We start from the raw sequence: 25997 nt of genomic DNA, 5'->3' as shown, positions 1-25997 counted from the left end.
GACGGTGCAACTCCGCCGCGGGGTAAAATATATACCAAAAAGTGAGGTACACGCTATGTACGAAGACAAGATTCTCCGTTGCAAGGACTGTGGAAACGAATTCGTATTCGCAGCCGGCGAGCAGGAGTTCTATGCAGAGAAAGGTTTTGTAAATGAGCCTCAACGCTGCAAGGACTGCCGTATCGCTCGCAAGAATGCAATCAGGGCAAATCGCGAAATGCACACGACCGTGTGTGCGGACTGTGGCGGCGAAGCACATATCCCATTTAAGCCGATGGAAGGCAAGGATTACTATTGCAGCGAATGTTTTGCTAAGAGAAAAGAAGCAGAAGAAGCAGCACAAGCTGAGTAATAAAGTATAATTGCTTACAGCGCCCGAAGGGGCGCTGTTTTTCTGTTGTCAATAAAATATCCGTACCCTGAGCTATTGTATTTTGGCGCGGAGTATGATATACTTGCGGTGTATAGATGCAACCGGATCGGTTGAGATTGCCTCGGGATGATTCCCTCGCAACAACATTTTTACGACATTCATAAACGGAGGTATTTATTATGATCACTAAAGACGCTATTATCGGCGATGTTCTGGACAAGTTCCCCGCTACCGCTCCCCTCTTTCTGCAGATGGGTATGCACTGCCTCGGCTGCCCCGCCTCCCGCGGAGAGAGCATCGAGGAAGCCTGCATGGTACACGGCGCCGATCCCGACGCGCTGGTAGCCGCGCTGAATAAAGCGACCGGCGCATAATGCAAATACTCAGACCCTACGGGCGGCTGTCCTTGTGCGCGGAAATGGTACGCGAGGGCAGCCGCCTTGCGGATATCGGCACCGACCACGGCTACCTGCCCATACACCTGTGCCTGACCGGTAAGATCCCCTCGGCGCTGGCGTGCGACATCAACCCTCTCCCCCTGCGCTCGGCTGAGGAAAACATCGTGAAATATCATCTTTCCGGGCGTATCGTGACCCGCCTGTCCGACGGACTTAATAAAGTGCGTGAGGATGAAGCCGACGATATCGTGATCGCCGGTATGGGCGGCGAGCTGATCCGCGATATCCTCGCGGCGGCTCCATGGGTCAGGAACAGCTCAAAGCAGCTCGTCCTTCAACCGATGACCCACCACGAGGATCTTGTGAAATGGCTGTATGAAAACGGCTTTAATATCCTACGTCAGAAGGCAGTATGCGACGAGGGCAAGTATTACACCGTGCTGTGCGCTCGCTGTGACGGAGCGGGAAAGACCGCCGACCTGTTCGACTGCATCGTCGGCAGACTCGACCCCGGCGATCCGCTGAGCCGCGGCTTTCTCGAGCGCAGTCTAAACAACCTGTGTAACCGCAGCAAGGGTGACTCTTCCCTTCTGCCGACCATCCGACGAATTGAGGAAACTATCCATGAAGATCAATGACATCATCGCATATACAAAGGAGCTCGCGCCCTATGAAACGGCAGGCGAATGGGACAACGTCGGACTGCTGGTCGGCTCAGGCGATACGGAGGTCTGCCGCGTGCTGACAGCGCTGGATATCACTCCCGCTGTTGTTGAAGAGGCGCGAGAAAAGGACTGTAAACTGATCGTCAGCCACCATCCCGTCATCTTTGATCCCCTGAAAACGCTGACGCCCGACAGCGCTGTTTACGCACTTGTAAAAAACGATATCGCCGCCTTGTGCCTGCACACGAATCTCGACCGTGCGGAGCAGGGCGTGAATACTGCCCTGGGAAAAGCGCTCGGACTGAAGAATACCGTTCTGTATCCCGACGACTATCTGCTGATCGGCGACACAGACGCCGCCTATACCGCCGCCGAATACGCCGCGCTGATCAAGGAGCGCCTCAATGCGCCCGACGTTCGCTTTACCGGCGGGACGGTTCACCGCGTCGCGGTATCCTCCGGCGGCGGCGGAGAGGGCGTAGAGCTCGCGGCACGATACGGCTTTGACGCCTTTGTCACGGGCGAAATGAAGCATCACCAATACCTGTGGGCGGCAGCCCACGGGATCGCTGCCTTTGACGCGGGACACTTTTCCACCGAGGATGTGGTGATAAAACCGCTGACAGCGCTTTTTACCAAGCGTTTTCCCGATACGAGATTTATCATCGGCAATAGCTGCGTCTGCCCTTATGACGCGATCTGATACATGCAAATACAGAAAAAAGGAGCAAATTGACATGACTGTAACGACCGATAATAACGACAAAATCTGCACCATGACCATCGAGGGACGCATCGACTCTCTGACCTCTGCCGAGCTCTCTCAGGCGATCGCCGAACAAATCCCCTCCTGCAATAAGCTGATTCTCGATTTGTCAGGCGTAAACTATGTTTCCTCCGCCGGCATCCGCGTCATCGTCGCGGCTCACCGTGAAATGGCGTCGAAGGAAGGCTTGGTGCTTAGGGGGCTGAGCAGCAGCGTGAAAACCATCATCAGCCTGACCGGCTTTCAAAAAAGGCTGAATATCGAAGATTAACAGCGTATGAAGCATTCTGTCTTTCGCAGGATCACGCTGTTCATCCTGATTGCGGTACTGGTCGCAGAGCTCGCGACGATGGCTATGGCGTTCAAGGTCATCTATGATTTGAACCTTGAACGTAACCTTAACAGTATCAAAAATCATTCCCACACTCTGGTGGAGCTGGGCAGATACTATAATTATGACAATCCGGACTCTACCTCCTATCTATCCTATACGCTGGAGGAATACTGTCGGGAGGCGAACCTCGCTTATGCCTATATCGAGGAGATCGATCTCGATAAGAGTACCGAGACCTACCTCGCCGTAGGCTTCGGCGATAATACGACAGAAGTCGCCTACCAGCAACGCTATCCGGGCGTCACCATCAAAGGTGAGATATACAAGGAAAAGCTTGCCGCTTTGAACGGTGATACAGAGCACGCGATCCGTCACGAGGTCAACCGCTACGGAGATACGCTGATCTATTATTCTCAGCTTGACGAGCTTCTCGACAACGACACAGGAAGGGTCGTACCGACGAACAGAAACCTGTTGGTCGGCGTAGAAGTCAACATCTCGGACGTCATGTTCTCTTTTGCGCGCAGCTTTATCTCGGTCGTCGGCCTAACGCTGATCCTCGCTATCCTGATCGTCCTCATCTTTTCCCTGATCCTCAACCATAATGCGGCAAAGCCCGCCAGAAAGATCAACGAGCGTATAAGCAGCTTTGTCGAGGATTACAGCAAGGGCTTCAAGCCTTTGGAAATCAAGGGTAAGGGAGAATTTGCCGAGATATCGCGCTCGTTCAACACGATGGCTCAGAATATCGACAGCTATCTGAGTAACATTACCGCGCTCAATCAGGAAAAGCACAAGCGGCGCGCGGAGCTCGATATTGCGGGCAACATCCAGCAGGGACTGTTAAGCCCGCCTCACTGTGACGGCAACGGCTTCACCATCGACGCCTGTATGCTCGTCGCTAAAGAGGTCGGCGGCGATCTGTACGATTATCTGGTACTCGACGACGGCAGGGTATTTCTGACGGTTGCCGACGTATCCGGTAAGGGTATCTCTGCGGCACTGTTCATGTCCCGAGCTGTCACTCTCCTACACATGTACGCTCAACTGGGCTACTCGCCTGCAAAGATCCTCACCGAGTACAACAAGACCCTCGCCGCACAAAACCCCAACGGGCTGTTCATCACGACCTTTGTCGCGATCTATGACCCCGACTCTAAGAAGCTGATCTACTCCAACGCCGGCCACAACATCCCCTACATCCTCTCCGATACCCTCATTCCGCTCACGCAGGCGCACGGTATGGCGGCAGGCGTCTTTGACGACGAATGCTATGAGGAAGCGACCGCTGACTTCAAAGACGGCGACGGTCTGTTCCTATATACCGACGGCGTAAACGAGGCGGGCAATTCAGACGAGGCGCTCTTCGGAACAGAGGCGCTGGAGGATGTGCTGCGCGGATGTCTGTCAGCGGAAGGCGTCGATATCATGAAGCAGGTGCTGGCGCAGCTGAAAGACTTTGTCGGCGACGCTGCCAGGAGCGACGATATCACCATGCTGGTCTTTCGCTCCAAATCCGGTGCTTTTCACCGCGAGCTGAACCTGACCTCCCGGGCAGAATTGCTGAGCACGATCTATGATACGATCGCTCAGATCCCCGATTTATCCGAGGAGATGAGGATGAATCTGGAGCTGATCAGCGAGGAGATCTTCATCAACATCTGCTCCTATGCCTATGAGGACGAAGGCAGCGTACAGGTCATCATCGACGCAGGCGACGAGGCGACGCTGACCTTCATCGACAGCGGAAAGCCCTTCGATCCAACACGTGAAGTCATTTCGATCGATAAATACAATCACGATCAGGCGATAGGCGGCTTGGGACGATATCTGACCATGCAGCTGTGCGACGGCTATTCCTATGAATACAGCGACGGAAAGAATAAACTGACGATCCGAAAATCGCTTATCTCCTCCGAAAAGCGATAATCAACATAAATCCGATTGCGTCGAAACCGCCGTTTCGACGCAAGAGTTCGTTATATAAATAACAAGGTTTTCTATTGAAAAGCCCATCAACTCCCTGTATAATAGGATTATCGGTAAACGGCTCAACCGTTTCACAATAATAATTCACGGAGGTAAACTTATGTTTTGCGGAAAATGCGGGCATCAAATGCCTGACGGACAGCGCTTCTGCGATAATTGCGGAGCACCGACAGATTATTCGCCGACCGAAACCATGCAGCAGTCCGACATAACGGAAAAAACAAATAACCCGGATCATCTATATGAATCGGAGGAAACCCAAGTTCTCGGCGGTTATGATGCGCCGCAGAATATGTACGAATCCGAGGAGACTCAGGTACTGAGCGACTATGACGCGCCGCAGAGCATGTACGGCTCCGAGGAGACTCAGGTGTTGAGCGACTATGACGCGCCTCAATCTTATGCGCCGCCGCAGCCTTACGTGTCGCAGCAACAGACATATGCTCCTCAGCAACCGACCGTCAATCCACAGCAGCCCTATCAACAGCCGATCGATCCCCGGCAACAGAGCTTTGCTCCACAGTACGGTTACCAACCGGCACAGCCGAAAAAGTCCGGCAAGAAGCCGTTAATCATCGGCGCGATCGCTGCGGCTGTTATTCTTGTCATTGTGCTGGCAGTTCTGTTTCTCCCGAAGCTGTTCATGTCCGACAAGGATAGGATGCACAGCCTGGAGAAAAGCACCGTTCACGAAGCGCTTGCCAGTCTCAGCAACGCAGATTTCGTCCAAGAAAGCAACGGCTCTGTCGAGCTGGATGTTGTACCCGGTCAGTTCCTAGCCGATTTAGCTAAGGATCAAGGCGTCGACATCTCGTGGCTGAAGGACGCCAAGATCACAGAGACGACCGACTCCAAGGATGGCGCTCAGGCGACCAGGTTCCGTCTCACTCTCAACAATACCGAGATCGCCTGTCTGGATATGCTGATCGACAGCAAAACCAATACCTCTTTGATCGGACTGGAGGGTCTGACAAAAAGCTACGGAAAAATCGATCTGAACGCGATCAACACCTCAATCATGGGTATATCGGGTATCGATAAAGAAAAAGCAACCGGCCTGATCGAAAAGTACTTTGCGATGACGGTAGACTCGATCGACGACGTCAAGAAAACCAGCGAAGACGTTACCGCCGAGGGCATAACCGAGAAAGTCACGGTCTATACCGCTACCGTATCCGAGCGTCAGGCGCTCGCTATCGGTAAGAAGGTACTCACCGCCGCACTGGAGGATACCGACCTTAAAGCCTTCTTAGAGCAGGTGTATCCCGTACTGGCTCCCAGTTCCGGCGCAGGCTTTGACAGCTTTGAGGATTTTTATACCAACTTTAAAGATGAGCTTAACAACTCGATTAAACAGATAACCGATCAGGAAGCAACCGCGACCGATAACGCCGTGCTGATCCTGACCGAATATGTCTCCCACGACAAGATCACCGGTGTCAAGGTTTCCTTACCTCAGGAAGACAGGGAGATCTCCGTGATCTTCGCGATCAAGGGCAACAGCTTCGGTGCGCAGGCGGCCGTAGACGGCGAGACCTTCCTCACCGGTTCCGGTACCATTAAAGGATCTGTTATCAGCGGCGACTTCCGGATCATCGCCGAAGAAACAAACTATGCCAACATCAAGCTGACCGACTTCAATCAAAAGGAATTCACCGGTACGGTCGAGCTCTCTCTTACCAAGGACGCATGGGACGGCGTAACGCATAACTCCTCCCTTTCCCCTATTCTTGCTACCGCTGCTTTGAAGCTTGAGTTCTCCAAGGGCAAGGTTGCTGTCGACGTGAATGTAGCAAGTCAGTCCTTTGTCACTGCGACGATCTCCAAATCGAAGCCCGAGCAGCTCTCCTTCGACACTAACGTAACTACTGTCGATATTTCCGAATGGTCAAGCACCATTGATACCACAGAGCTGGTAAAACGTCTCACCGACGCAGGCGCTCCCGCAAGCTTTATCCAGAACATCTTCGGTTCGCTTATCGGATCGAGATAACCCAACGATAACCGCAGATCAGGCGGCAGAAATCCCTGCCGCCTGATCTTTTTCAATTATAATACTGTTATGTAGTGACCGTTTGTCAATAGGCAATCTCAAACGGCCAAAGAATTAAGAACCATGTTAACAGAAATTAGAAACATCAAAAAATCATACGGAAAAAACCATGTGCTCAACGGGATCACCTTCTCGGTCGAAGCGGGCAGATGCGTCGCCATCCTCGGCAAGAACGGCTGCGGTAAATCAACCCTGCTGTCGATCCTCGCAGGCGTGCAAAGATGCGACAGCGGCGAACTGCTGATTGACGGTCATCCGCTGTTCAGCCGACCCGCCGAACTGCGCCGCAACATCGGCTACGTTCCTCAAGGCACACCTCTGATCGAAGAGCTGTCCGCCCGTGACAACCTTCTGCTGTGGTATGCCAAGGCAGAGATCGAACGCGAGCTGAACGAGGGCGTACTCGATCTGCTCGGGATCGGCGATTTTCTGAAAACGCCCGTATCCAAGATGTCGGGCGGTATGAAGAAGCGTCTCTCCATCGGATGCGCCATGCAAACCCGTCCGCCCGTGCTCCTACTCGACGAGCCCTGCGCCGCGCTGGATATCGAGTGTAAGGAACGCATTCTCCGCTACCTGAGCGATTACAAGAGCCGCGGCGGTACATTGGTATTGATCTCACACGATCCGATGGAACTCTCGATCTGTGACGAGTATAAGATCATGCGCGGCGGCATACTGCACGACTACGCCTACGACGGCGACGTTGCGCGTCTGGTACAAGCCCTATGAACCGCGCGATAAAATACTTTCGCTTACAGCTCAAACGATTCTTCAAGCTGACACCTACCGTTATCGTTCTCAGCGCGCTTTTACTGGGAGCTCTCGGCATGGCGTTTTACGGGATGTTTGCCGATTCCGAATCAGATGAGAAAAACTCGCTGATCAATATCGGTATCGTCGGCGACACGGAGGATTCCTACCTCGGCATGGCGATCAACGCTTTACAGAATCTGGATTCTTCACGCTTTTCGATCGCGGTCGAGACAATATCGGATGAAGCTTTTGCCGCCGAAAAGCTCAGGCGCGGAGAGCTGGTGGCATACATTGTGATGCCCGATAATTTCATCTCCGAGGCGATCAGCGGAAACATGCAGAAGATCACCTGCGTCACATCTTCGGGCGCGGCGGATTTCGGTACACGGATCACCGAGGAACTTATGAAAACCGTGACTGAGATCGTAGCAAACTCACAGAAGGCGGTCTACGGCTATCACCGCGCCGCGCTGGATAACGGCGTACCGCCTGATAAAGCATACGATCAAGGTAACGCCGTCGCCCTCGAGGAGCTCGGCGCAATTCTGAACCGTGAGGGCGCATATGAGATCGTCGAGGTCGGTACAAGCGGTGCCGACGCGATCGACGACCCTTTGATCTGCGGAATGACAGTGCTTCTGCTGATGCTTTGGGGAATCACCTGCTGTACGATCTTTGCCGCCCGCAGCACGCCGCTCAGCCGTGTACTCTTCTCCAAGGGAACGGGCGCTGTCGCCCAAATACTCGGCGAATACGCAGCCTATCTGCTGTTCATGACGTCGATCCTCACCATCCCTGCCGTTGTGTTTACAGCAGCAGCGCGCTTTCTGCCTTCGATCCCGCTTTTAGAACAATACAACTTCACCCGCCTGTTCCCGGGAATCATAATCCCCCTGATCACTATCGCTGCGATGCAGTTCTTCCTGTATGAAGCGGCGGGCGGGATGGTCTCGGGAGCGCTGCTCCAGTTCTTCTGCGCGATGGGACTGGGTTATATCAGCGGCTGCGTTTATCCCGCATATTTCTTCCCCCGTCAGGTGCAGGACGCGGCGGCATGGCTGCCTGCTTGGTACTGTCGGCTGTGGCTTGATGAGCTGCTCGCGGGCGTTCCTTCGCTGAAAACCTTCGTCATCCTTGCAGCCTATTTCTTCCTGTTCCTGTTGTTGAGCGTGCTGATACGCCGCGTACGTATCAAACGAGAAGGAGGCGGCGCATGAAACGCTTTTTGACCCGTTGGTATCTTTTGAATAAACGTCTGCTGAAAAAGCCTGTCTTTATCATGATCCTGTGCGCCGTTCCCGTACTGATCGCCGCACTCAACGCCGTGACCTCTCACACCGAAGGCTTCGTCAAGATCGCATTAGCGGCAGAGGATCCCGCCGATCCTTCCGTCACACGTATGATAGACGAGCTTTGCGAGAGCTCGGGGATCGTACACTGCGCACGATGCACTGGCACAGAAGAAGCGGAGGATCGGGTGCGCTACGGTGAGGTTGACGGCGCATGGATCTTCTGCGACGATATTCTCGGACGTATCGACCGCTTTGTCAGCGGAGACAAAAGCCCCGCCTGCATCCGAATCATCGAGCGCGAGGACACGATCGCGCTGAAGCTGGCGCGTGAGAAGCTCGCCGCAACGTTATCATCCGACACAAGCTTCTCCATCCTCAAGCAGGCATATGCGAAAAACGTCTCTCCGAATTACGATGGGACAAAACTGCGCCGGTACTTTGACAGCGTGATCAACAGCGGCGAGCTGTTCGAGTTTCGCTACGCTTCGGGCGAATATGCGGGCGATAACGATGCTTCCTACCTGATGCTTCCCATCCGCGGAATTCTTGCGGCGGCAATACTGCTGTCGGGCTTTGCGATGGTGATGTTCCGCGTCAGAGACAGGGAGCAGAAGCTTTTCGCCCGTATCAACAAACGGACGCTTCCGCTCTTTGAGCTCTGCTACCACCTGACAGGCATCGTCGATGTCGCTTTGGTGGTGCTTCTGTCGCTTTATCTATCGGGCAACGCGACCTCTCCCCTGCGGGAGATCCTCTCGATGGCAATATACTGCCTGAACTGTGCGGGCTTCGTTATCCTGATCGGTCTTATACTGCGCAAGGCGGGTAGGATCGCGGCGGCAGCTCCGCTTATTATTGTAACGGTGATCGTCGTCAACCCGATCCTGTTCAACCTGCCGTTCGTTTATCCCCTGCGCGTTATCACACCGCTGTACTACTACTTACAGGCCGCTTACAACTCCGCGTACCTGTGGTACGGACTCGGATACTTCTCAGTCGTCGCATTGACCGATCTTGTTCTGATACTAAACACTGATGAATATTGAGTTAAACCATCTATATCATCGGAAAGGATTAATACTAAGTATAAGTATAAACGATACACCGCATCACTCGGCTAAACGCCGTAAGTGATGCGGTGTTTCTCTATAAATTACGGATCACACGGCAGGGATTACCGACCGCGAGAACATTATCGGGGATATCCTTGGTCACGATACTCCCCGCGCCGATGACGGTGTTCTTACCGATATGCACTCCGGGGACGATGATCGCCCCGGCGCCGATCCAGACATTCTCTCCGATATAGACGTCGCGGTTGTACTGTAATCCTCTGCGCCGCTGTTCGTGATCAAAGGGATGGTTTGCGGTCGCGATGGTGACGTTCGGGCCGATCATGACCCGGTCGCCGACATAGATATGACCGTCGTCAACCAGCGTCAGGTTGGAGTTTGCGTAGACGCCCTCGCCGAAATGGACGTGATGACCGCCCCAGTTCGCGTGGAAGGGAAGTTCGATATAACAGCCTTCTCCGCACTCGGCAAAGACCTCGTGCATATATGCCTGTTTTTTCTCAATATCGGAGGGTCGGAGCTGATTGAACGCCCATAGCTTATCCTGATAGGGCATCTGCTCGCTCATGATCTCCTCGACGCAGGGGTCGTAGACCTCGCCCCGCACCATCTTCTCATATTCAGTCATCTTTTCTCTTCCTTCCGTTAAGGATCGGCTGTGCGACACGGACGTTGAAAAAACTGATCAGCGGACCCATGAAGAACGCCGTGATGATCGTACCGACGCCGACGACGCCGAAGACCTCCCCGAACGTCATACCCGAGATCAGGCACAGCGCGATACCGATCGCCACACAGACGAAATCGCAGATCACGCGGCAGTAAGCGAACTTGATCTTATTCTGTCGCTGTGACCAGACGAGCGCGACCGCGTCGTAGGTCGATACGCCGAGGTCAGCGGTGAAGTACAGCGCCGAGGATAGGCACAGGATCACGATCGCGATCAACAGAATTACGATACGCAGCCAGAGCGGAGCAGAAGGCATCAGCTGCTCACACATTCCTTGTGAGAACTCAACGATATAACCGAGCAGAAACAGGTTGATGAGGGTCGCGATACCGATCTTCCTACGGTCAAAGATCAGCGCAAAAAGCAGTAGGATTGCGTTTACGATAACGTACAGCGTCCCGAAACGGATCGGGATGATAGCGTCCAGCCCGCTCATCAGCGACTGGAACGGGTCAATACCAAGAGCCGCGAACTTAAACATGCCGACGCTGATTCCACAGATCACGACGCCCATAACGCTCATGATGATTCGTTTTACCAATTGATTCATGTTATCACCTATCGGTATCTATAATACAGTATTCATAGGCGTTCACCACCGTGGTGGCGCCTTTTTCGCATATTTGCGGGATATCCACGCCGTAGTTGCGATGGATATGACCGTGGATAAAATACATCGGCTCATAGCGCTCCATCAGACTGTTGAAACACTCGAAGCCGCGGTGCGGGATGGTCTCAAAGTCGTTGAGATGTCTCGCGGGAGCATGGGTCAGAAGAATATCAAAGCCCTTGTGCTTATGCAGCGGATACCACAGCTTGCGGATCCGCCGCGCCATCTCACGCTCGGTGTACATATATGCCCCGTCGCGATAGCGGTTCGCGCCGCCGAGTCCGAGGATACGCAGACCGCCGATATCGACGATCATATCATCCGCGCAGATACATCCCTGCGGATCGCGGCCGTAGCTGTCGTCGTGGTTGCCGTGGACATATACCAGCGGACATCGCGCCATCGTCACCAGAAACTCCAAATACTCGGGTCTGAGGTCTCCGCAAGAGAGTATCAGATCAAATTCATCGAGCTTTCCGGGCTTGTAATATTCGTAGAAGCGGTCGGCTTTTACATCAGCGACAGCGAGGATCTTCATGAGTTGCGCTCCTTTTTGACAGCAGGCTTCGCCTGCGGGACCCCCATCATCTTGACCGTCTCCCGACCGATCGGGGTAAGCTCGTCGTAGGAGGGGATCGAACCGACGACGTTATCAACGAGGTAATCCATACGTATGATCTGCTCGAGCGTCAGCTCACGTTGACGCGAGCCAATGATCTCACCGCTCTGTATATAGAACGGGGTGAGAAACGGCGTGCCGACGCCGTGGATCAGGCTCTCGCGGAAGAAATCGGCATAACGCCGGGACGCGAGCGGCAGAGCGGGGGCGTATTCGATATCGACAACGCCGGCGGACATACCCCAGTAGTAGTTCAGCGCACGGCTGCTGCCCTCATACTCGCTCTGGAGAATACTCTCGAGCATTCCGCGTAGGATGCGTTCGTAGTAAACGCCCCACTTCCAGACAGGCACCGCGAGCAGGTCTGTTTTGTCGTGACCGATGTGCGACAGACCGAAGCTGTGGCGGTCGTCGCCCATATAACGCGCGGTATCCTGGGACGAGATGATGTGGATATGGTTACGGTTCAACGAAAGCGCCGCCTCCTTCGCGCCCTTGACGGACGACCATTCGAGGAACACCTTAGCGCGGGGATTCGCCATCTGCGCACCGAGGGCGAAGGCGTTGATTCCCGCGATCTGACCGTAGATCGGATAGTCGCAGACGTAGCCGAGCCTTCCGCTCTGGGTCAGCGAGCCCGCCAGCAAGCCGAGGATGAACTTCACCTCATACATGCGCGGATAATAGGAGCGCACATAACGGTGCGAGGTATTCAGCGAGCAGTTCATGATAACCGCGTCGGGATGATGGATCGCCGCCTTCAGGCTCGCCTGCAGCATACGCGGCGAAACAGTGATGATCAGCTTGTTGCCGTCCGCGATCGCGCGTTCGATCACAGTCGCGAAGTTCCTCTCGTCCTCTTCGATATAAACGGATGTGTCCACCTTGCCGCCGAGGGCGGTCTGTGCGTGACGGCGACCCAACTCGTGGTCGGTGACCCAGCCCGAGCGCTCGGGTCGCATATCGTAGACGAACGCCGCCTTGAGGAAAGCGGGCTTGCGCTCGAAAACGCGCTCGATGACGGAGGGCTTCTTCTTCTCGGCAGGAGCGGATTTAAGCTCGATCGCCTCGTTCTCCTCGCTGAGAGCGATCTCCTCCCACATCTTCTTGAGGTTCATCTTGATCTCGGCTTCCCCCGAATGCTGGAGCTCGGTGTAGCCGTATATCCGGATATACCGGAGCATCGCGTCGCCGACGGTGGTCTTGAGCTTATCGCCGCCGCTGTGGACGTATGCCTGCTCAAAGTAGTAATACGCGCTCGAAAAACGCCGCTGTTCCTCGACCGACCAGTATTCGTCGAAGGGCTTGCCCATCGCCGAGAGCAGCTCGCGGTAACCGCCGCGGGTCGACATCTCGATGAAGTTGATCTTCGTGAAGCGGTTGAACTCGACAAACTCGTAATACAGCTGCACCTTTTCATCGTCGCTCGGTTCGGGCATCACGCGGATGACGTCGGCGGGCACGCTGTAGGCATTGCAGTATTTCAGCACACTGACGCGCTTATTGCCCTCCTCAACGTAATAGCGGTTCAGGTATTCATACACCTTGATCGGGTCGCGGATCCCTTCGCTCAGGTGGGAGCGGTAGAGCGACTCCCACTTATCGGCGAACTCGGTACTCTCATCCAGCAGCGGCATGAAGTTCGCGGCAAAGGCGTTGAGGCGTCCCGCAGTCTTGGTGCCTTCGATGAAGAAAACAGGTATTTGGATCACGCCGAGGTGACTGCCGCCGAGTGACTTCTCGGGCGGAATGATCCCGTCGAGTGCCGGCAGGTACGGACTCTCGCCCTTTGCGATACGGGCTTTATACTCTTTTTGTCCAAGCTTCAACGCTTCTTTATAATCATAATAATCCTGTTGCATGGTTACTCCTAAGGGTTTTGCGTTTGTGGATAAAAAGCTCCTTTGCAAAAGCAGAGGAGCTTTGAGTTACTCGTCAATCAGTATCCATAAAAAGCCGTAGGGCTTCAGTTCTGTCGTCAAGCCGCTGAACTCCTCGCCGGTCACCAGATCCCTTCCGGTCAGGATGGTATCAAAGTACACATTCTGCGGCTGTTCGCTGAAATTGAAGTAAGAACAGAGGCGCTGACCCTCATACTCTCTTCTGATACCCAGCACATGGTCGTTCGCGGTATTCAGCACGCTGAAGCCTGCCGCCGCGGTAAAGACCGGATGCTCTCTGCGGAGCTTCTCGAGCTGTAACAGGGCTTGATAGATCCTACCCTGTACCGATTCAGGGTCGCTGCGCTTCTCGGCGAGCTTCCAATCGAACCTTCCGCGGTGCAGATAGCGGCTGTCGGCTTGTTTATCGGGATCGTCGTGATAGGTCAGATCGTTGAGCTGACCGACCTCGTCGCCGCTGTAGATGACGGGGATGCCGCTCTGGGTCAGCATATAGGCGTGGAGCATGATATCGCAGTTGACCGCTGTATCCAGACGCTCCCTGTCATCGGAATCAAGCGCGGATTCGATACCGCACAGGCTCGCGGCAGTGCCGCAAAGCCGCGCGTCACCAAGGCTTTCGTCATCGTTATACAGTTCGCCGCGCGAGGGACTGCCCTCGAACTTGCCGGTGAAATAATCGTTTAAAAATCGCTTATGCGCAACCTCGCTCATACCTAATTCGCTCAGATATTCATAGTCCAGTCCCCAGCCGATGTCGTCATGACAGCGCAGATAGTTAAGGAACACATAGTCCTTCGGCAGATAAGTGAGCTGCTTCATCTGGCGCTCCAGCAGGCGCACGTCGCGGGTCGCGACGGTATGCCAGGTGCTCGCCATGGTGGTGACGTTATAGAGCATGTGGCACTCGGGCTTATCGGGCGTACCGAAGTAAGGCGCGACCTTGGAGGGCTCCATCACAACCTCGCCGAGCAGCAGTACCGAGGGACAGACGATCTCGGTGATGATGCGCATCATGCGCACGAGGGTATGAACCCGCGGCAGGTTGCGGCAGTTAGTGCCGAGCTCCTTCCAGATATACGGCACAGCGTCCAGTCGGATGATGTCGATACCGCGATTGCACAGAGACAGCATGTTGAGCACCATATCGTTGAACACGACGCAGTTGCCGTAGTTCAGATCCCACTGGTAGGGATAGAAGGTGGTCATGACGACCTTGTCGCAGTCGGGCAGATAGGTGAAGTTGCCCGGCGCGGTGGTCGGGAACACCTGCGGCACGGTACGCTCAAACTCAAAGGGGATATCCCAGTTATCGAAGAAGAAATAGCGCTTCCTCGCCTCTTCATCGCCGGCACGCGCCGCCTTCGCCCATGCATGATCCTCGCTGGTATGGTTCATCACGAAGTCGAGACATACGCTGATCCCGTTCTTATGACATTCGGCAGTCAGCGACTCGAGATCCTTCATCGTACCGAGCTCGGGCTGGACTCTGCGGAAATCCGCTACGGCATAACCGCCGTCGCCGCGATCCTTCGGGCTCTTCAAGAGGGGCATCAGGTGCAGATAATTGACACCGCTCTCCTTAATATAATCGAGCCTGCTTTTCAGCCCCTTGAGGTTATCGGCGAAGTTATCGACATACAGCATCATGCCGACGAGGTCGTTCGTGCTGTACCAGAAGGGCGTTTTCTCACGCGCTCTGTCGAGCTTTTTCAGCGATGCGCCGCGCTTTTGATAATACTCATAAAGCGAGTTGCACAGCCAGGAGAAAGCGCCGATATCATTATTGTAAACCTCGCAGTAGAGCCATTTCAGCTCGTCAAAATGCTTTTGGAATCGCGAGGTGAATTCTTTATCCCATTTTGCGGACGGTTTCATCATATCACATCATTTCACTGAGGGTAGGCATCGCGGGGATTGCGCCGTGGCGCGAGGTCGTCAGCGAAGCCGCTTTATTCGAGAAGATCACAAGCTCCCTGAGCTCATCTTCGCTGAGCTCACAGGGCTTATACTTGCCGAGTCGCGCCATGCCGCTGAGGAATGCGCCGAAGAAGGTGTCGCCCGCGCCGTTTGTATCGGCGACCTTGACCTTGAAGCCCTCGCACATACCTGTGATATCACCCATGCAGTAGTAAGCGCCCTTTGCGCCGAGCGTCAGCAGGATCAGGCTGATGCCGTAGGTGTCGCGGAGCATTTTTGTTCCCTTCTCCGCGTCATCGGTATCGGTCAGAAGCGGCAGCTCCTCGTCGGAGATCTTGAGGATATCCACCATCGGCAGGGGGCGCTTCATCATCTCGATCGCCTCGTCGCGGTCGCGCCAAAGGCTCTCACGGTAGTTGGGGTCGTAGGTGATCGTCGCGCTCTCCTTCGCTCTTTGCGCCGAAGATAAGGTAGCCGAGCGGGACGGCTCGTCCGTCAGGCTGACGGAGCCGAAATGCAGGAAGCGGGTATTCTTCAACAGCTCGTCGGAGATCTCATCCTCACTGAGCAGGGTATCGGCGAAGCCGCGGCGGTAGAAGGCAAAATTACGCTCGCCGCTGCCGTCGACCGAAACCACCGCGAGGGTGGTGTTGGCGGTCTTTGAAACGATCATGCCGTCGGTGCATACGTTATTCTCCTTCACGGTATCGACCAGAAGCCGACCGAAAGCGTCGTCGCCGACCTTGCCGATGAAGGCGGTTTTCGCGCCCAGCTTCGACGCAGCTACCGCGACGTTCGCGGGAGCGCCGCCGGGAAAGGAGGTATAGACGGGGATCCCGCCCTCCGATACGCCTGTCTGGGTCAAATCGATCAGTATCTCGCCGATCGCGGTAATATCAAACATCTCGTCCACCTCATTTACTGTCAAATAATCTATTAGACGACCTGGATACCGCCGACGGGACGGATACGCAGAACATAGCAGCTGCCGTCGCCGAAGAGGGCGTCCATCTTATTCTTATATTCTTCTGTTTTGTCAACGGGGACAAACGCCTGGATCGTACCCGCAAACCCGCCGCCATGTACGCGGACGGCGCCGTATTCGCCGAGGATCAAGCGGCTGACGGCGATCGCCAGCGGGATGCCCTGCTCGAGGGGCTTGGAGGTCGAGTAGAGGTTCTGGAGCAGGTTCGCGGAGGACGCCGCCGACTGACGGTACAGGGTGAAGAAGCGCTCCAGGTCGCCGCGCTCCAGTGCGTCCGCCTCATAGATCGCGCGGCTGTTCTCTCCGAAGAAATGGATCGCACGCAGGATGGCGCGGTCGCTGACCTTGCCGTGAAGCTGAGGTACAGCGGCGAAGAACGCCTTATCGTCCACCTGACGCAAATATTCCTTGCCGAAATACGCCGCGACGCTCTTCATCTCGGAGGGTACGGCGACATAGTCGTCGGTCAGGTCGCTGTGGCTGCCCTTGGTATCGGTGATACACAGGCTATAGCCTGCTTTCTCAAAGTCGAAATCATGCTTCTCAACCTTCGGGTTCTCGGTATCGTTGAAGTCGATGAATACGAAGCCGCCGACGGAGCAGACCATCTGGTCGAGCAGACCGCTGCCCTTGCCGAAGTAGACGTTCTCTGCATACTGACCGATCTTGGCGATCTCGATCTCTCCCGCCTTGCAGTCGTTGTAACGAACGTCGATAATGGTACCGAGCAGGGTCTCGAACGCCGCCGAGGACGACAGGCCGCTGCCGCTGAGGACGTCGGAGATCGTATAAGCGTCGAAGCCGCCGATCTTCACGCCCATCTGTGCAAAGCGCGCCGCGATACCGCGGATGATACCGATCGACTTACCCTTCTCCTCCTCGTGGACGCTGAGATCGGAGAGGTCGACCTCGCTCATACCGTAGCCTTGCGACTGCAGGCGGATGATTCCGTCCTCACGGAAGGCGACGACCGCTACCGCGTCGAGGTTCACTGCCGCCGCCAGCGCACAGCCGTGCTGGTGGTCAGTGTGGTTGCCGCCGATCTCCGATCGGCCGGGTGCGGAGAAAATATGCACGTCATCCCGCTCGGGGAAGAACTCCATAAACGCGCGGATCGCCTCAATATAGCGCTTGCGCTGGGGGTACAGCGCCTTTTCATCCGCGCCGTACAGCAGCTTTAATTCATCGGTATATTCTCTGTTTTCTAATCTTTCAATTAATTCCAGGGGTCTCATGATAATCCTCACATATCCAGTTTTTTCATTTCTTCGAGGATCTCATCCTCGGTCATCGAACGTCCGCCGGTGTTCATTCCTTCGCCGGCAAAATATGCCTTCTCCTCGGGGGAGCCGGGCATGATCTTCTCACCGTCCTCGGTGAGGATAAAGTCACCGTCGTCATCGACGAGCGGCAGATATTTGGAAAAGTCCTTGATCAGCAGTCGGGAGGTCAGCATCGTGATCGCGCCGAAACCGAAGAAGAACCAACAGAACGCATACAGCGGCATCATCTGGGGGTCGGAGTAGGTCAGATACAGAGGGAACACGTGGAAGAACAGGTTGACTACCAGCCACCACGGCTTATGAAACGCGAAGTACAGCCCGTTGCGGATCAGGTTCGGGATCGTATTCGCGAACGCCGCCATCGTCGGGAAAAGGTAGATCATGATGATCACCGCGACGATGCCCAGCGCATAGATGCCGTACTGCAGGTAGTTGATGAAGCCCGTTGCCTGACGGCAGATACCAGCATTATAATAGCCGAACGCAAACAGCAGGGCGAAGATCACCCACGCGATGGTCGCCTGCTTAAAATTCGACTTGAAGCCGATCCAGAATTCCTTGAAGGGGTTGAGACCGGTGTTGCCGCGCAGGGTCTTGAGCATTACGTGATAGAGCGCGACATACGAAGCGCCGATCGTCACCACCGGCATACTGAACAACACGAACATCAAATTCGCGCAGATAATGATACCGATCTTGGTCATCGTTCTGCCGAAGGCGCTGTCGTTACTCATGAAGGAGTTGATAAAATTTCTCATGGCTGCTTCTCCTCCAATACATAGTCGATGAAGGCTTCTACCTCGCCGAGGTTCTCGCTCTTTGCGCCGATACCGATGGCACAGCTATCCTTGTACAAATGATACTTTGTCATGAGGATGCTGTCGCTGATATCGATACCGACAGGTATCTTCTCGGGCGTTTTGCCGTCCTCCGCCTCGGGCTGATAGTAAACGAAGCGGTCGGCATATTTCGCCTTGATGGAAGCACAGCGCTCATCGTTCAGATCAAGCAGTCTCCCGCTCTGTCCGAGGGCTGCGAGCGAATCCTTCTCCATCGTGATCGCGTCCAGCTCGCCGACGTCGGCAAGCGTGACAAATGCATTGTAATACGCGTTGCCCTTCGCCTGATTTTGCAGGTAATCAAAATAGGATTCTGCGTTGAACTCGACCTTTTTCTTTTTCAGGTCATAGCCCTGCTTCTCGGTGAAGTCCTTCCACAGCTCGGAGTCGTTGCCGACCCTCGCGGTCGTATTCGCGAAGGTGACCGAGATCCAGTTGTCAGGGATATTCGTCGTGATGCGGACGATCAGGAAGGTGCCAAACGCGAGAATGAAGATAACGGCGATGATCGGGATCTTGAAGTACATCCATATATACGCCGCCGCTTCCTTGAACGGCATCTTACGTATCTTCTCCTTCTCCTCCGCCCAGACGATCTTATTGGGATTCATAGAACGCAATCTAAGCGCCTCACTTTACTTGCTTGATATCCACCTGCAGTGCGGGATAATCTCCCGTCAGCCGGGTGAAGGTGTAGCCCGCCTTCATCAGCGCGGAGCCGCTGCACTCGAACTCGCCGTCCACGGAATACAGCGCGTCGGGATCGAGACCCTTTAAGCGCACATGGATGGGCGTTGAGTTCGCGAGCGGATTGGTCACGACGATGTTCACGAGGCTGCGGTCCTTTTCGGGACTGACGAACTGCCAAGCGAAGTAGTGACCGCTCTCCTGCATCGAACTCAGGCGATAGAACAGACCGTTATGAACGATCGGCTCGATCTCCTTGAAGCGCGCGACCTGCTCCTTGATCTCGGCGAGCTCCCCGTCGCTCAGCTTGAGCAGATCGAGCTCATAACCGAAGGCGCCGGACATTGCGACGATACCGCGGGTCGACAGGGGCGTAAGGCGGCCTGTCTGGTGGTTCGGAGTGGCGGAGACATGCGCGCCGACGGATGACATCGGATAGCCGAAGGACGTACCGTACTGGATGGTCAGGCGGGAGATCGGATCGGTGTTGTCGGAGCACCAGATCTGCGGCGCATAATGGAGCATGCCCGCGTCAAAGCGTCCGCCGCCGCCCGCGCAGCCCTCGAAGAGGACATTCGGGAACTTCTCGGTCAGCCGCTCATAGATTTTGTAAAGGCTCAGGTAATAGCGGTGAGCGACCTCGCCCTGGCGCGGCGAGGGGGTGGAGCGGGAGTAAACGTCCGACAGCGGACGGTTGAAGTCCCACTTGATATAGGTAATGTTGTATTTTGACAACAGATCGGAAAGCGTATTGAAAATGTATTCATGCACCTCCTGGCGCGAGAGGTCGAGCACAAGCTGGTTACGCGCCATCATGGGGGCGCGGTTCGGTGCGGTCAGCGCCCAGTCGGGGTGCGCGCGGTAGAGGTCGGAATCCTCGCTGACCATCTCCGGCTCGACCCACAGTCCGAACTTCATCCCCTTCGCGTTGATCTTCTCGATCAGGCTGTCGAGGCCATTCGGGAGCTTCTTCTCATCCGGTACCCAGTCGCCGAGCGCCGCGTTATCATCGACGCGGTTCTTGAACCAGCCGTCGTCGAGGACAAAGAGCTCGATGCCGAGGCTTGCGGCTTTATCCGCGAGGGCAAGGAGCTTCTCCTCATTGAGGTCGAAGTACATTGCCTCCCAGTTGTTGATCAACACGGGACGATGGCTGAGCTTGTACGCGCCGCGGACGACGTTGTTGCGGATGACGCGGTGATAACGGTGAGAAAGCTCGGTCAGACCGTCCGCGCAGGTCAGGATGACCTCGGGCGTATGCAGGCTCGTATTAGGAGCCAGCTCCCAGCGGAAGCGATCGTCGCTGAGTCCCATCACCACGCGGGTGCTGTCGAACTGGTCGAGCTCGATCTCGGTCTTATGATTGCCGGAGTACATCAGCATCATGCCGTAGCAGGTTCCGCTGTCCTCGGTCGCTTCGTGATCACAGAGGATGACGAAGGGATTATGCTGGTGGCTGGACATACCTCTGCCGGAGGAGAGCGTATGGATGCCGTGGAAGAGCGGGACGCGCTCGGGCTGGCGCTCCATGCAGTGACGGCCGTGGAAATGGATCATATCCCACTTGCCGAACGGCAACTCAAGGCACATGGAGGACGCCTTCCTCAGCCACACGATCTCGTAGCCCGCGTTGCTGATCTCTGCGGCACGGGTGATGATATCCAGGCTCTCGAAAACACCGTAATACAGCTTGATACGGATATTGGCGGCATTGTCGATCAGGGTAACGATCAGCGTCTGGGCAACAGCGCCGCTGTCATAGACGGAGGGCAGCCCCGGGATACTGTACTTTCCGTCGATGATCTCGTGCTTTTCATAGCGGAACTCCGCGCAGCGCGAGCCGTCCGAGCAGGACGCAGCGATACTGCTGACGCGAAAATCGCCTACGCCGAAGGAGGTATATTCCTGCGGCATCGAATCGAGCGAGAAGGCGCGGTTATTGCGCATATCGTAGGGATTGCCCGAAAAGCCGTGATCGTAGATACGATACGGATAGGACATATCGGTCGTTTCTACCTTCGGACCGTAGTATAGATGATTGAGATAGCCGAGGCTGTCGATCTTCATCTGATAGCTGGTAGATCTCGTTTCCAGGATAAGCTGCCCGGTTTCTTCGATATAACGGATACTCATGCGATTTGGCTCCTTTGATTCAGATTATGATTCGTCATTCTTCAGATGTCTTGTACGGTATTCGCGGGGACTGATGCCGTAAAAGTTTTTGAAGGTCTTTGAGAAGGTCAGGGGATTATCATAGCCGATCTGGCGCGAGATCTCCTGGATCGGATTACCGGTTTCCTCCAGCAGCTTGCAAGCCTGCTGGAGCTTACACTGCATCAGATACTCCTGCGGAGATATCCCCATTTTTGATTTGAACAGATTGGTCAGATAGCTGCGGTGCAGCCCGACGAACTTGGCGACGTCGCCGATCTTGGCGGTCGCGTAATTGGCGCGGATAAAGTCCGCGGCGTAGGTGACATAATCATCCGAGGGGTATTGATGCACCCTGCGGATACGTTTCTCGGACTCATAGTTCGAGTGTACCGCCGTGCTGATGAATTCGAGCAGATGACCGGTGCGGGAGTAAACATTGGAGGGGGTGACCTCCGCCTGATCGAGAACCTTCGCGACGATTGAATAGAACTGACGAATATCGACATGACAGTCGAGCACGTTGACGCCCTTGACAAAGCCCGCCTCCTCAGCGCACTTCTGAGCGATCGTGCCGTCGAACGCCATCCAGCAGTAGACCCACGGGTCGTTGCTGTCCGCCTTGTACCAGGCTTCCTCACCGGGCTTGGTCATGAACATCTGGCCGAAGTGCAGCTCCGTCTCCTTACCGTTGACGGAAAGCACGCCTCTGCCCTCCAGGATGACATGCAGATGATAGCCCGATCTGCCGGTCGCGTCAAAGCAATAATCCGGCAGACAGTGTTCAAGACCACACAGCATCAAATAAAGCGAATCCGTCACGCGCTTCTGGTAGACGAGGCATCGCACCTTGGGCGTCACATATAGGCCGGGTTCACCGTATAAGCTGATTTCATCATTCATAGAGATCTCACCTACTTTCTCAGTAGTTTACGGTAAAACTGTAAGCACTTATCAAAACCGGGCGGTATATCGGAGAAAAGGAAAAGAAGGAAATCGTACTAAAAAACTCTGACTATAACGCCTCAAAGCTTATGAATCAGGGGTTAATACAAGAGAGTTTGCCCGGTTTTGATAAATGTTCACGGAATCAATGCAGAAAGCCGGAGGCACCTTACGGGACACCTCCGGCTAAACGTCAATTATACAGGCTCATCCGCCATAGAGCGAAATAACCTTACAGCTTGCCGCCCGAGGTAGCGATACCTTCTACAAATTGCTTCTGGAAAATCACATAAATAACAATCATCGGTACAACTGCCAGAACAGCCGCCGCCATCATGGTGGGATAGTTACTGCTGAACTGTCCCTGCATCTTCGCGAGACCTGCCGACAGGGTGGTGGTCTCAGCCTTGGTGCAGACGATCATGGGCCACATCAGGTCCTTGAATGCGAACAGAGCGGTGAAGATACCCAGAGATACCATCGAGGAACGGGTCAGCGGCATCATGATGCGCAGGAAGCGCTGGCCGATGTTACAGCCGTCGATGTCAGCCGCCTCCTCCAGATCCTTCGGCAGACCCTCGTAACCGGTCTTGAGCAGGTAAGTACCGAACGCGGTAACGATACCCGGGAATACCAGACCCGAGATGGTGTTCAAAAGGCCGAGCTTAGAGACCATCAGGTACTGAGGGATGATGAAGATCTGAGCGGGGATCATCATCTGTACAAGAACCAGAGCGAAGAAGAAGTTCTTGCCCGGGAACTTCAGACGACCGAAGGCGTAACCCGCCATGGTCGCTGTCAGACATGCACAGACAACGCGGAGCAGAATCATCAGAAGAGTGTTCTTATAGAGTACGACAAAATTGTAGCTCTGCCATACCTCGGCAAAGTTTTCCCAGTGCCAGCCGTGGGCGGGGAAGATGTAGAACGGATCTACCGAGATCGCTTCCTGATTGGTTTTCAGGGCGGTCAGGATCATCCATACGAAGGGAACCAGCATGATGAACGCCATGATGATCAAAACGATATACATCACGACTTTACTTGCGATATTTCTTGCGCGAGCGCTTTGCATAAATCAGTTCCCCCTTTCTTACGGATGATAAACTAACTTCTTCTCTGCACGCTGCAGGATGAAGGTTACGATCATAATAAAGATGACCAGGAAGATAACGACGGTCGCGCCGTAGCCCTTGTTGCCCTGTGTGAACGCATAATCGTAGAACAGGTAAACGATAGACTGGGTATTCTCGAGCGCGAGGTTCGTCTTATCCATGACCATGAACATCAGGTCAAAGATCGTCAGAGCGCCGATGATTCGGGTCTGAACGATAAAGAAAGTCGTCGGGGAGAGCAGCGGAACGGTGATGTGGAAGAACTGGCGGATACCGGTCGCACCGTCGATCTCAGCAGCCTCGTAATAGTCGCCGGGGATCTCCTGTAAGCCGGAGATGAACAGAACCATGTTATAACCGATGACTGACCAAACGCCGATGATACCGATGGAGACCCATGCGATCTTCGGATCGGAGATCCAAGCGACGTTGGTGCCGAAAACATTATTCAGCAGACCAAACTGCTGGTTGTACAGCCACTTCCATACCATGGCAACCGCTGCGGGAGCGCAGACCATGGGCAGGAAGAAGATGGTGCGGAACAGCGAGGTTCCCTTGAGCTTTTTGTTAAGGAATACCGCCAGGATCAGCGCGATCACGACACCGAAGGGTACTTCGATCAGCGCGTACTTGATGGTGTTCCAGAGTGAATGCCAGGTCTCACCCGCGGCGAAAACCTTCGCATAGTTTTGAAAACCTATGAAGATATTGCCCTTACCGAAGTCGCCGGTTTTGCAGAAGGACTGCCACAGTGTATCAAATGCCGGATAAAAGTTCAGCACGATCAAACCGATAATGGTCGGCGCGATAAAACACAACGCCCATATGGCTTCTCTCTTCTGCGCCTTGGTACGCTTCTTCTTAGGCGCTTTCTGTTTCATAAGTCCCCTCCTTTTCAGATTTAATAAAGCCGCAAGGCGAGCCGCGCCGCAGTACGGTTCGGCTCGCCGAAATTATTCATTAGAGTTCTGTTGAAACAGATTACTCGGCAGCGATAGCGTCCTCGATGATCTTCTGAGCATTGTCGCAGGCAGTAGCCATCAGAGCAGGGTCCTCGGGATTCTGCCAAGGATCAAGGAAAGCACCCTTCTGCTGGAGAGCATCTTCCCAAACGGTGGTGTTGCGGGTGTAAGGACGGAAGTAGAGGCTGTACTCTTCAGCCTTCAGGAAAGCGGAGATATCCATGCCGTCGAACGCATTCGCGAATGCGTCGGAAACGCCGGTCATACCGCCCATGGTAACACCCTTTTCAGCCTGCATCTTCTGGCCCTCTTCGGAGCAGAAGTAAGAGATCAGGCTGTAGCAGGATTCGGGATCCTTGGTAGCAGCGGAAGCAGCCCAGCCCAGACCGTTGTAAGCGGACCAGCGCTCTTCCTTCTCGCAGGTGCCGTTACCGTTTACATCGGCGTAGGGCAGCAGCGACCAGTAATAATCAGCGTGGTTCTCAGCAGTGTAGAAAGCGTTAATCATCCAGGAGCCCTGAGTGATCATGCCGACCTTACCGGACTGGAACAGAGAGTCGGTACCGGTCTCGGCAACGACGGACTGAGGAGCGCCTACGGTGAGGAGCTTTCTCATCATTTCCATACCGGCCTTAGCCTCGTCGGAACCGATCTTGGTGGACTTATGATCCTCGCCGACAACGTTGCCGCCGTAGGAGTAGATCAGGTTGTACCAACCGTCCTGGTTGTTAGAGGTGTTCATAGCCATACCGTAGACCTCGCCGTTGGAGCCTTCGGTGATCTTCTTGGCAGCCTCGTACATATCCTCCCATGTCCACTCGTCGGTGGGATACTCTACGCCGTACTTGTCAAAGATCGCCTTGTTGTAGAGCAGAGCGATGGTGTCATGATCCTTAGGCAGAGCGAATACCTTGCCGTCGGAGCGGGTGTACAGGTTCTTAACGCCCTCATAGAACTTGGACATATCGACGGAGCTGTCCTTCGCGATATAATCGGTCAGGTCGAGCAGAATGTCGTTCTCCATGTACATCTGAGCGGTGTTGGAATGCATCCAGAATACGTCAGGCATGGTGCCGCCGGAAGCGCCCGCCTCGAGCAGGGTCCAGTAGTTATCCCAGTCAACGACCTCGACATTGACCTTGACGCCGGAAGTCTCGGTCCACTTGTCAGCGATCTCCTGAATGCCCTTCTGCTGGTTGGAGTCCCAGATGTTTACGGTGATGGCCTTAGCCTTAGCACCGGAGCCGGAGCCCGAGCTGTCCTTGGAGCTGCCGGAGCCGGAATTATTTCCGCCGCAGGCAACCAGAACAGATGCAACCATCAGAACTGTGAGTAGTAATGCAACTATCTTTTTCATTTTTTCCTCCTGTAAGAAAATTGTTATTTTGCACAAGGTAGCCTCCTCATGCTTGCTTACAACGCCATTTTACTCCCTAATCTCACATTTGGCTATGGTTCGATGTGAGCCAAACATAGAATTATGTTGGAATTATATCAAAAAGGCTACCATTTGGCAAGTTTTTTCGTACTTTTCCGCTTCGATCTGTGCGC

At 54.6% G+C, this 25997-nt stretch carries 24 protein-coding genes; 10 read left to right on the top strand and 14 right to left on the bottom strand.

Annotated elements, in window-relative coordinates; genetic code table 11:
- The first annotated feature begins 55 nt into the window (after positions 1–55).
- The 10 genes from R2I50_RS03370 (at position 56) to R2I50_RS03325 (ending at position 9672) form a co-directional block, all read left to right on the top strand.
- Positions 56–352 carry a zinc-ribbon domain containing protein gene (locus R2I50_RS03370; protein ID WP_316607700.1) on the top strand — a complete coding sequence of 99 codons (297 nt, stop codon included), beginning with the start codon at positions 56–58 and terminating at the stop codon, positions 350–352.
- 200 nt (positions 353–552) lie between these two features.
- Complete coding sequence (locus tag R2I50_RS03365) at positions 553–747, top strand: DUF1858 domain-containing protein (RefSeq protein WP_316607698.1); 195 nt, start codon at positions 553–555, stop codon at positions 745–747.
- Positions 747–1409 (top strand): class I SAM-dependent methyltransferase, encoded by a 663-nt coding sequence (locus tag R2I50_RS03360; RefSeq protein ID WP_316607697.1) that lies wholly within the window; start codon positions 747–749, stop codon positions 1407–1409. The genes R2I50_RS03365 and R2I50_RS03360 overlap by 1 nt, the downstream gene beginning before the upstream one ends.
- A complete protein-coding gene (locus R2I50_RS03355; RefSeq protein ID WP_316607696.1) occupies positions 1396–2139 on the top strand; it encodes a Nif3-like dinuclear metal center hexameric protein in 744 nt (247 codons plus the stop codon). The genes R2I50_RS03360 and R2I50_RS03355 overlap by 14 nt, the downstream gene beginning before the upstream one ends.
- 34 nt (positions 2140–2173) lie before the next feature.
- The gene (locus R2I50_RS03350) at positions 2174–2473 is read left to right on the top strand and encodes an STAS domain-containing protein (RefSeq protein ID WP_316607695.1); all 300 of its coding nucleotides are present in this window, start codon (positions 2174–2176) and stop codon (positions 2471–2473) included.
- A gap of 6 nt (positions 2474–2479) precedes the next feature.
- On the top strand, positions 2480–4465 hold the full coding sequence (locus R2I50_RS03345; protein WP_316607694.1) for a SpoIIE family protein phosphatase: 1986 nt from the start codon (positions 2480–2482) through the stop codon (positions 4463–4465).
- A 160-nt stretch (positions 4466–4625) separates the two neighbouring features.
- Positions 4626–6518 carry a zinc-ribbon domain-containing protein gene (locus R2I50_RS03340; RefSeq protein ID WP_316607693.1) on the top strand — a complete coding sequence of 631 codons (1893 nt, stop codon included), beginning with the start codon at positions 4626–4628 and terminating at the stop codon, positions 6516–6518.
- A 123-nt stretch (positions 6519–6641) separates the two neighbouring features.
- Positions 6642–7310: an ABC transporter ATP-binding protein gene (locus tag R2I50_RS03335; RefSeq protein ID WP_316607692.1), complete on the top strand. Its 669-nt coding sequence runs from the start codon at positions 6642–6644 to the stop codon at positions 7308–7310.
- A complete protein-coding gene (locus R2I50_RS03330; protein ID WP_316607691.1) occupies positions 7307–8551 on the top strand; it encodes an ABC transporter permease in 1245 nt (414 codons plus the stop codon). Before R2I50_RS03335 ends, R2I50_RS03330 begins: the two co-directional genes overlap by 4 nt.
- Positions 8548–9672, top strand: coding sequence for an ABC transporter permease (locus tag R2I50_RS03325; RefSeq protein WP_316607690.1), 1125 nt, complete (start codon positions 8548–8550; stop codon positions 9670–9672). Before R2I50_RS03330 ends, R2I50_RS03325 begins: the two co-directional genes overlap by 4 nt.
- A gap of 100 nt (positions 9673–9772) precedes the next feature.
- Here R2I50_RS03325 and R2I50_RS03320 read toward each other — a convergent pair whose 3' ends face one another.
- The 14 genes from R2I50_RS03320 to R2I50_RS03255 form a co-directional block, all read right to left on the bottom strand.
- Positions 9773–10327, bottom strand: a complete 555-nt coding sequence (locus tag R2I50_RS03320) for a sugar O-acetyltransferase (protein WP_316607689.1) — start codon at positions 10325–10327, stop codon at positions 9773–9775.
- On the bottom strand, positions 10320–10979 hold the full coding sequence (locus R2I50_RS03315; protein WP_316607688.1) for a hypothetical protein: 660 nt from the start codon (positions 10977–10979) through the stop codon (positions 10320–10322). Before R2I50_RS03315 ends, R2I50_RS03320 begins: the two co-directional genes overlap by 8 nt.
- 4 nt (positions 10980–10983) lie before the next feature.
- The gene (locus R2I50_RS03310; RefSeq protein WP_316607687.1) at positions 10984–11577 is read right to left on the bottom strand and encodes a metallophosphoesterase; all 594 of its coding nucleotides are present in this window, start codon (positions 11575–11577) and stop codon (positions 10984–10986) included.
- Positions 11574–13520 carry a BMP family ABC transporter substrate-binding protein gene (locus tag R2I50_RS03305; RefSeq protein WP_316607686.1) on the bottom strand — a complete coding sequence of 649 codons (1947 nt, stop codon included), beginning with the start codon at positions 13518–13520 and terminating at the stop codon, positions 11574–11576. Before R2I50_RS03305 ends, R2I50_RS03310 begins: the two co-directional genes overlap by 4 nt.
- Positions 13521–13586: 66 nt before the next feature.
- Complete coding sequence (locus R2I50_RS03300) at positions 13587–15440, bottom strand: alpha-amylase family glycosyl hydrolase (protein ID WP_316607685.1); 1854 nt, start codon at positions 15438–15440, stop codon at positions 13587–13589.
- A gap of 1 nt (position 15441) precedes the next feature.
- Positions 15442–16383, bottom strand: coding sequence for a carbohydrate kinase (locus R2I50_RS03295; RefSeq protein WP_316607684.1), 942 nt, complete (start codon positions 16381–16383; stop codon positions 15442–15444).
- Between the two features lie 32 nt (positions 16384–16415).
- Positions 16416–17699, bottom strand: coding sequence for a galactokinase family protein (locus R2I50_RS03290; protein WP_316607683.1), 1284 nt, complete (start codon positions 17697–17699; stop codon positions 16416–16418).
- 8 nt (positions 17700–17707) lie between these two features.
- Positions 17708–18505 carry a DUF624 domain-containing protein gene (locus R2I50_RS03285; RefSeq protein WP_316607682.1) on the bottom strand — a complete coding sequence of 266 codons (798 nt, stop codon included), beginning with the start codon at positions 18503–18505 and terminating at the stop codon, positions 17708–17710.
- A complete protein-coding gene (locus R2I50_RS03280) occupies positions 18502–19197 on the bottom strand; it encodes a hypothetical protein (protein WP_316607681.1) in 696 nt (231 codons plus the stop codon). The genes R2I50_RS03285 and R2I50_RS03280 overlap by 4 nt, the downstream gene beginning before the upstream one ends.
- A gap of 19 nt (positions 19198–19216) precedes the next feature.
- Positions 19217–21406, bottom strand: coding sequence for an alpha-galactosidase (locus R2I50_RS03275; RefSeq protein WP_316607680.1), 2190 nt, complete (start codon positions 21404–21406; stop codon positions 19217–19219).
- Positions 21407–21430: 24 nt separating this feature from the next.
- The gene (locus R2I50_RS03270; RefSeq protein ID WP_316607679.1) at positions 21431–22327 is read right to left on the bottom strand and encodes an AraC family transcriptional regulator; all 897 of its coding nucleotides are present in this window, start codon (positions 22325–22327) and stop codon (positions 21431–21433) included.
- A gap of 274 nt (positions 22328–22601) precedes the next feature.
- Positions 22602–23444: a carbohydrate ABC transporter permease gene (locus R2I50_RS03265; protein WP_316607678.1), complete on the bottom strand. Its 843-nt coding sequence runs from the start codon at positions 23442–23444 to the stop codon at positions 22602–22604.
- An 18-nt stretch (positions 23445–23462) separates the two neighbouring features.
- Positions 23463–24365, bottom strand: coding sequence for a sugar ABC transporter permease (locus tag R2I50_RS03260; protein WP_316607677.1), 903 nt, complete (start codon positions 24363–24365; stop codon positions 23463–23465).
- A 100-nt stretch (positions 24366–24465) separates the two neighbouring features.
- Positions 24466–25803 carry a sugar ABC transporter substrate-binding protein gene (locus R2I50_RS03255; protein WP_316607676.1) on the bottom strand — a complete coding sequence of 446 codons (1338 nt, stop codon included), beginning with the start codon at positions 25801–25803 and terminating at the stop codon, positions 24466–24468.
- Positions 25804–25997 lie beyond the last annotated feature (194 nt).

The organism is uncultured Ruminococcus sp., assembly GCA_902785355.1.
Taxonomy (GTDB): Bacteria; Bacillota; Clostridia; order Oscillospirales; family Acutalibacteraceae; genus Ruminococcoides.
The sequence above is the reverse complement of the archived record's forward strand: the minus strand, read 5'-3'. Positions and strand labels throughout refer to the sequence as shown.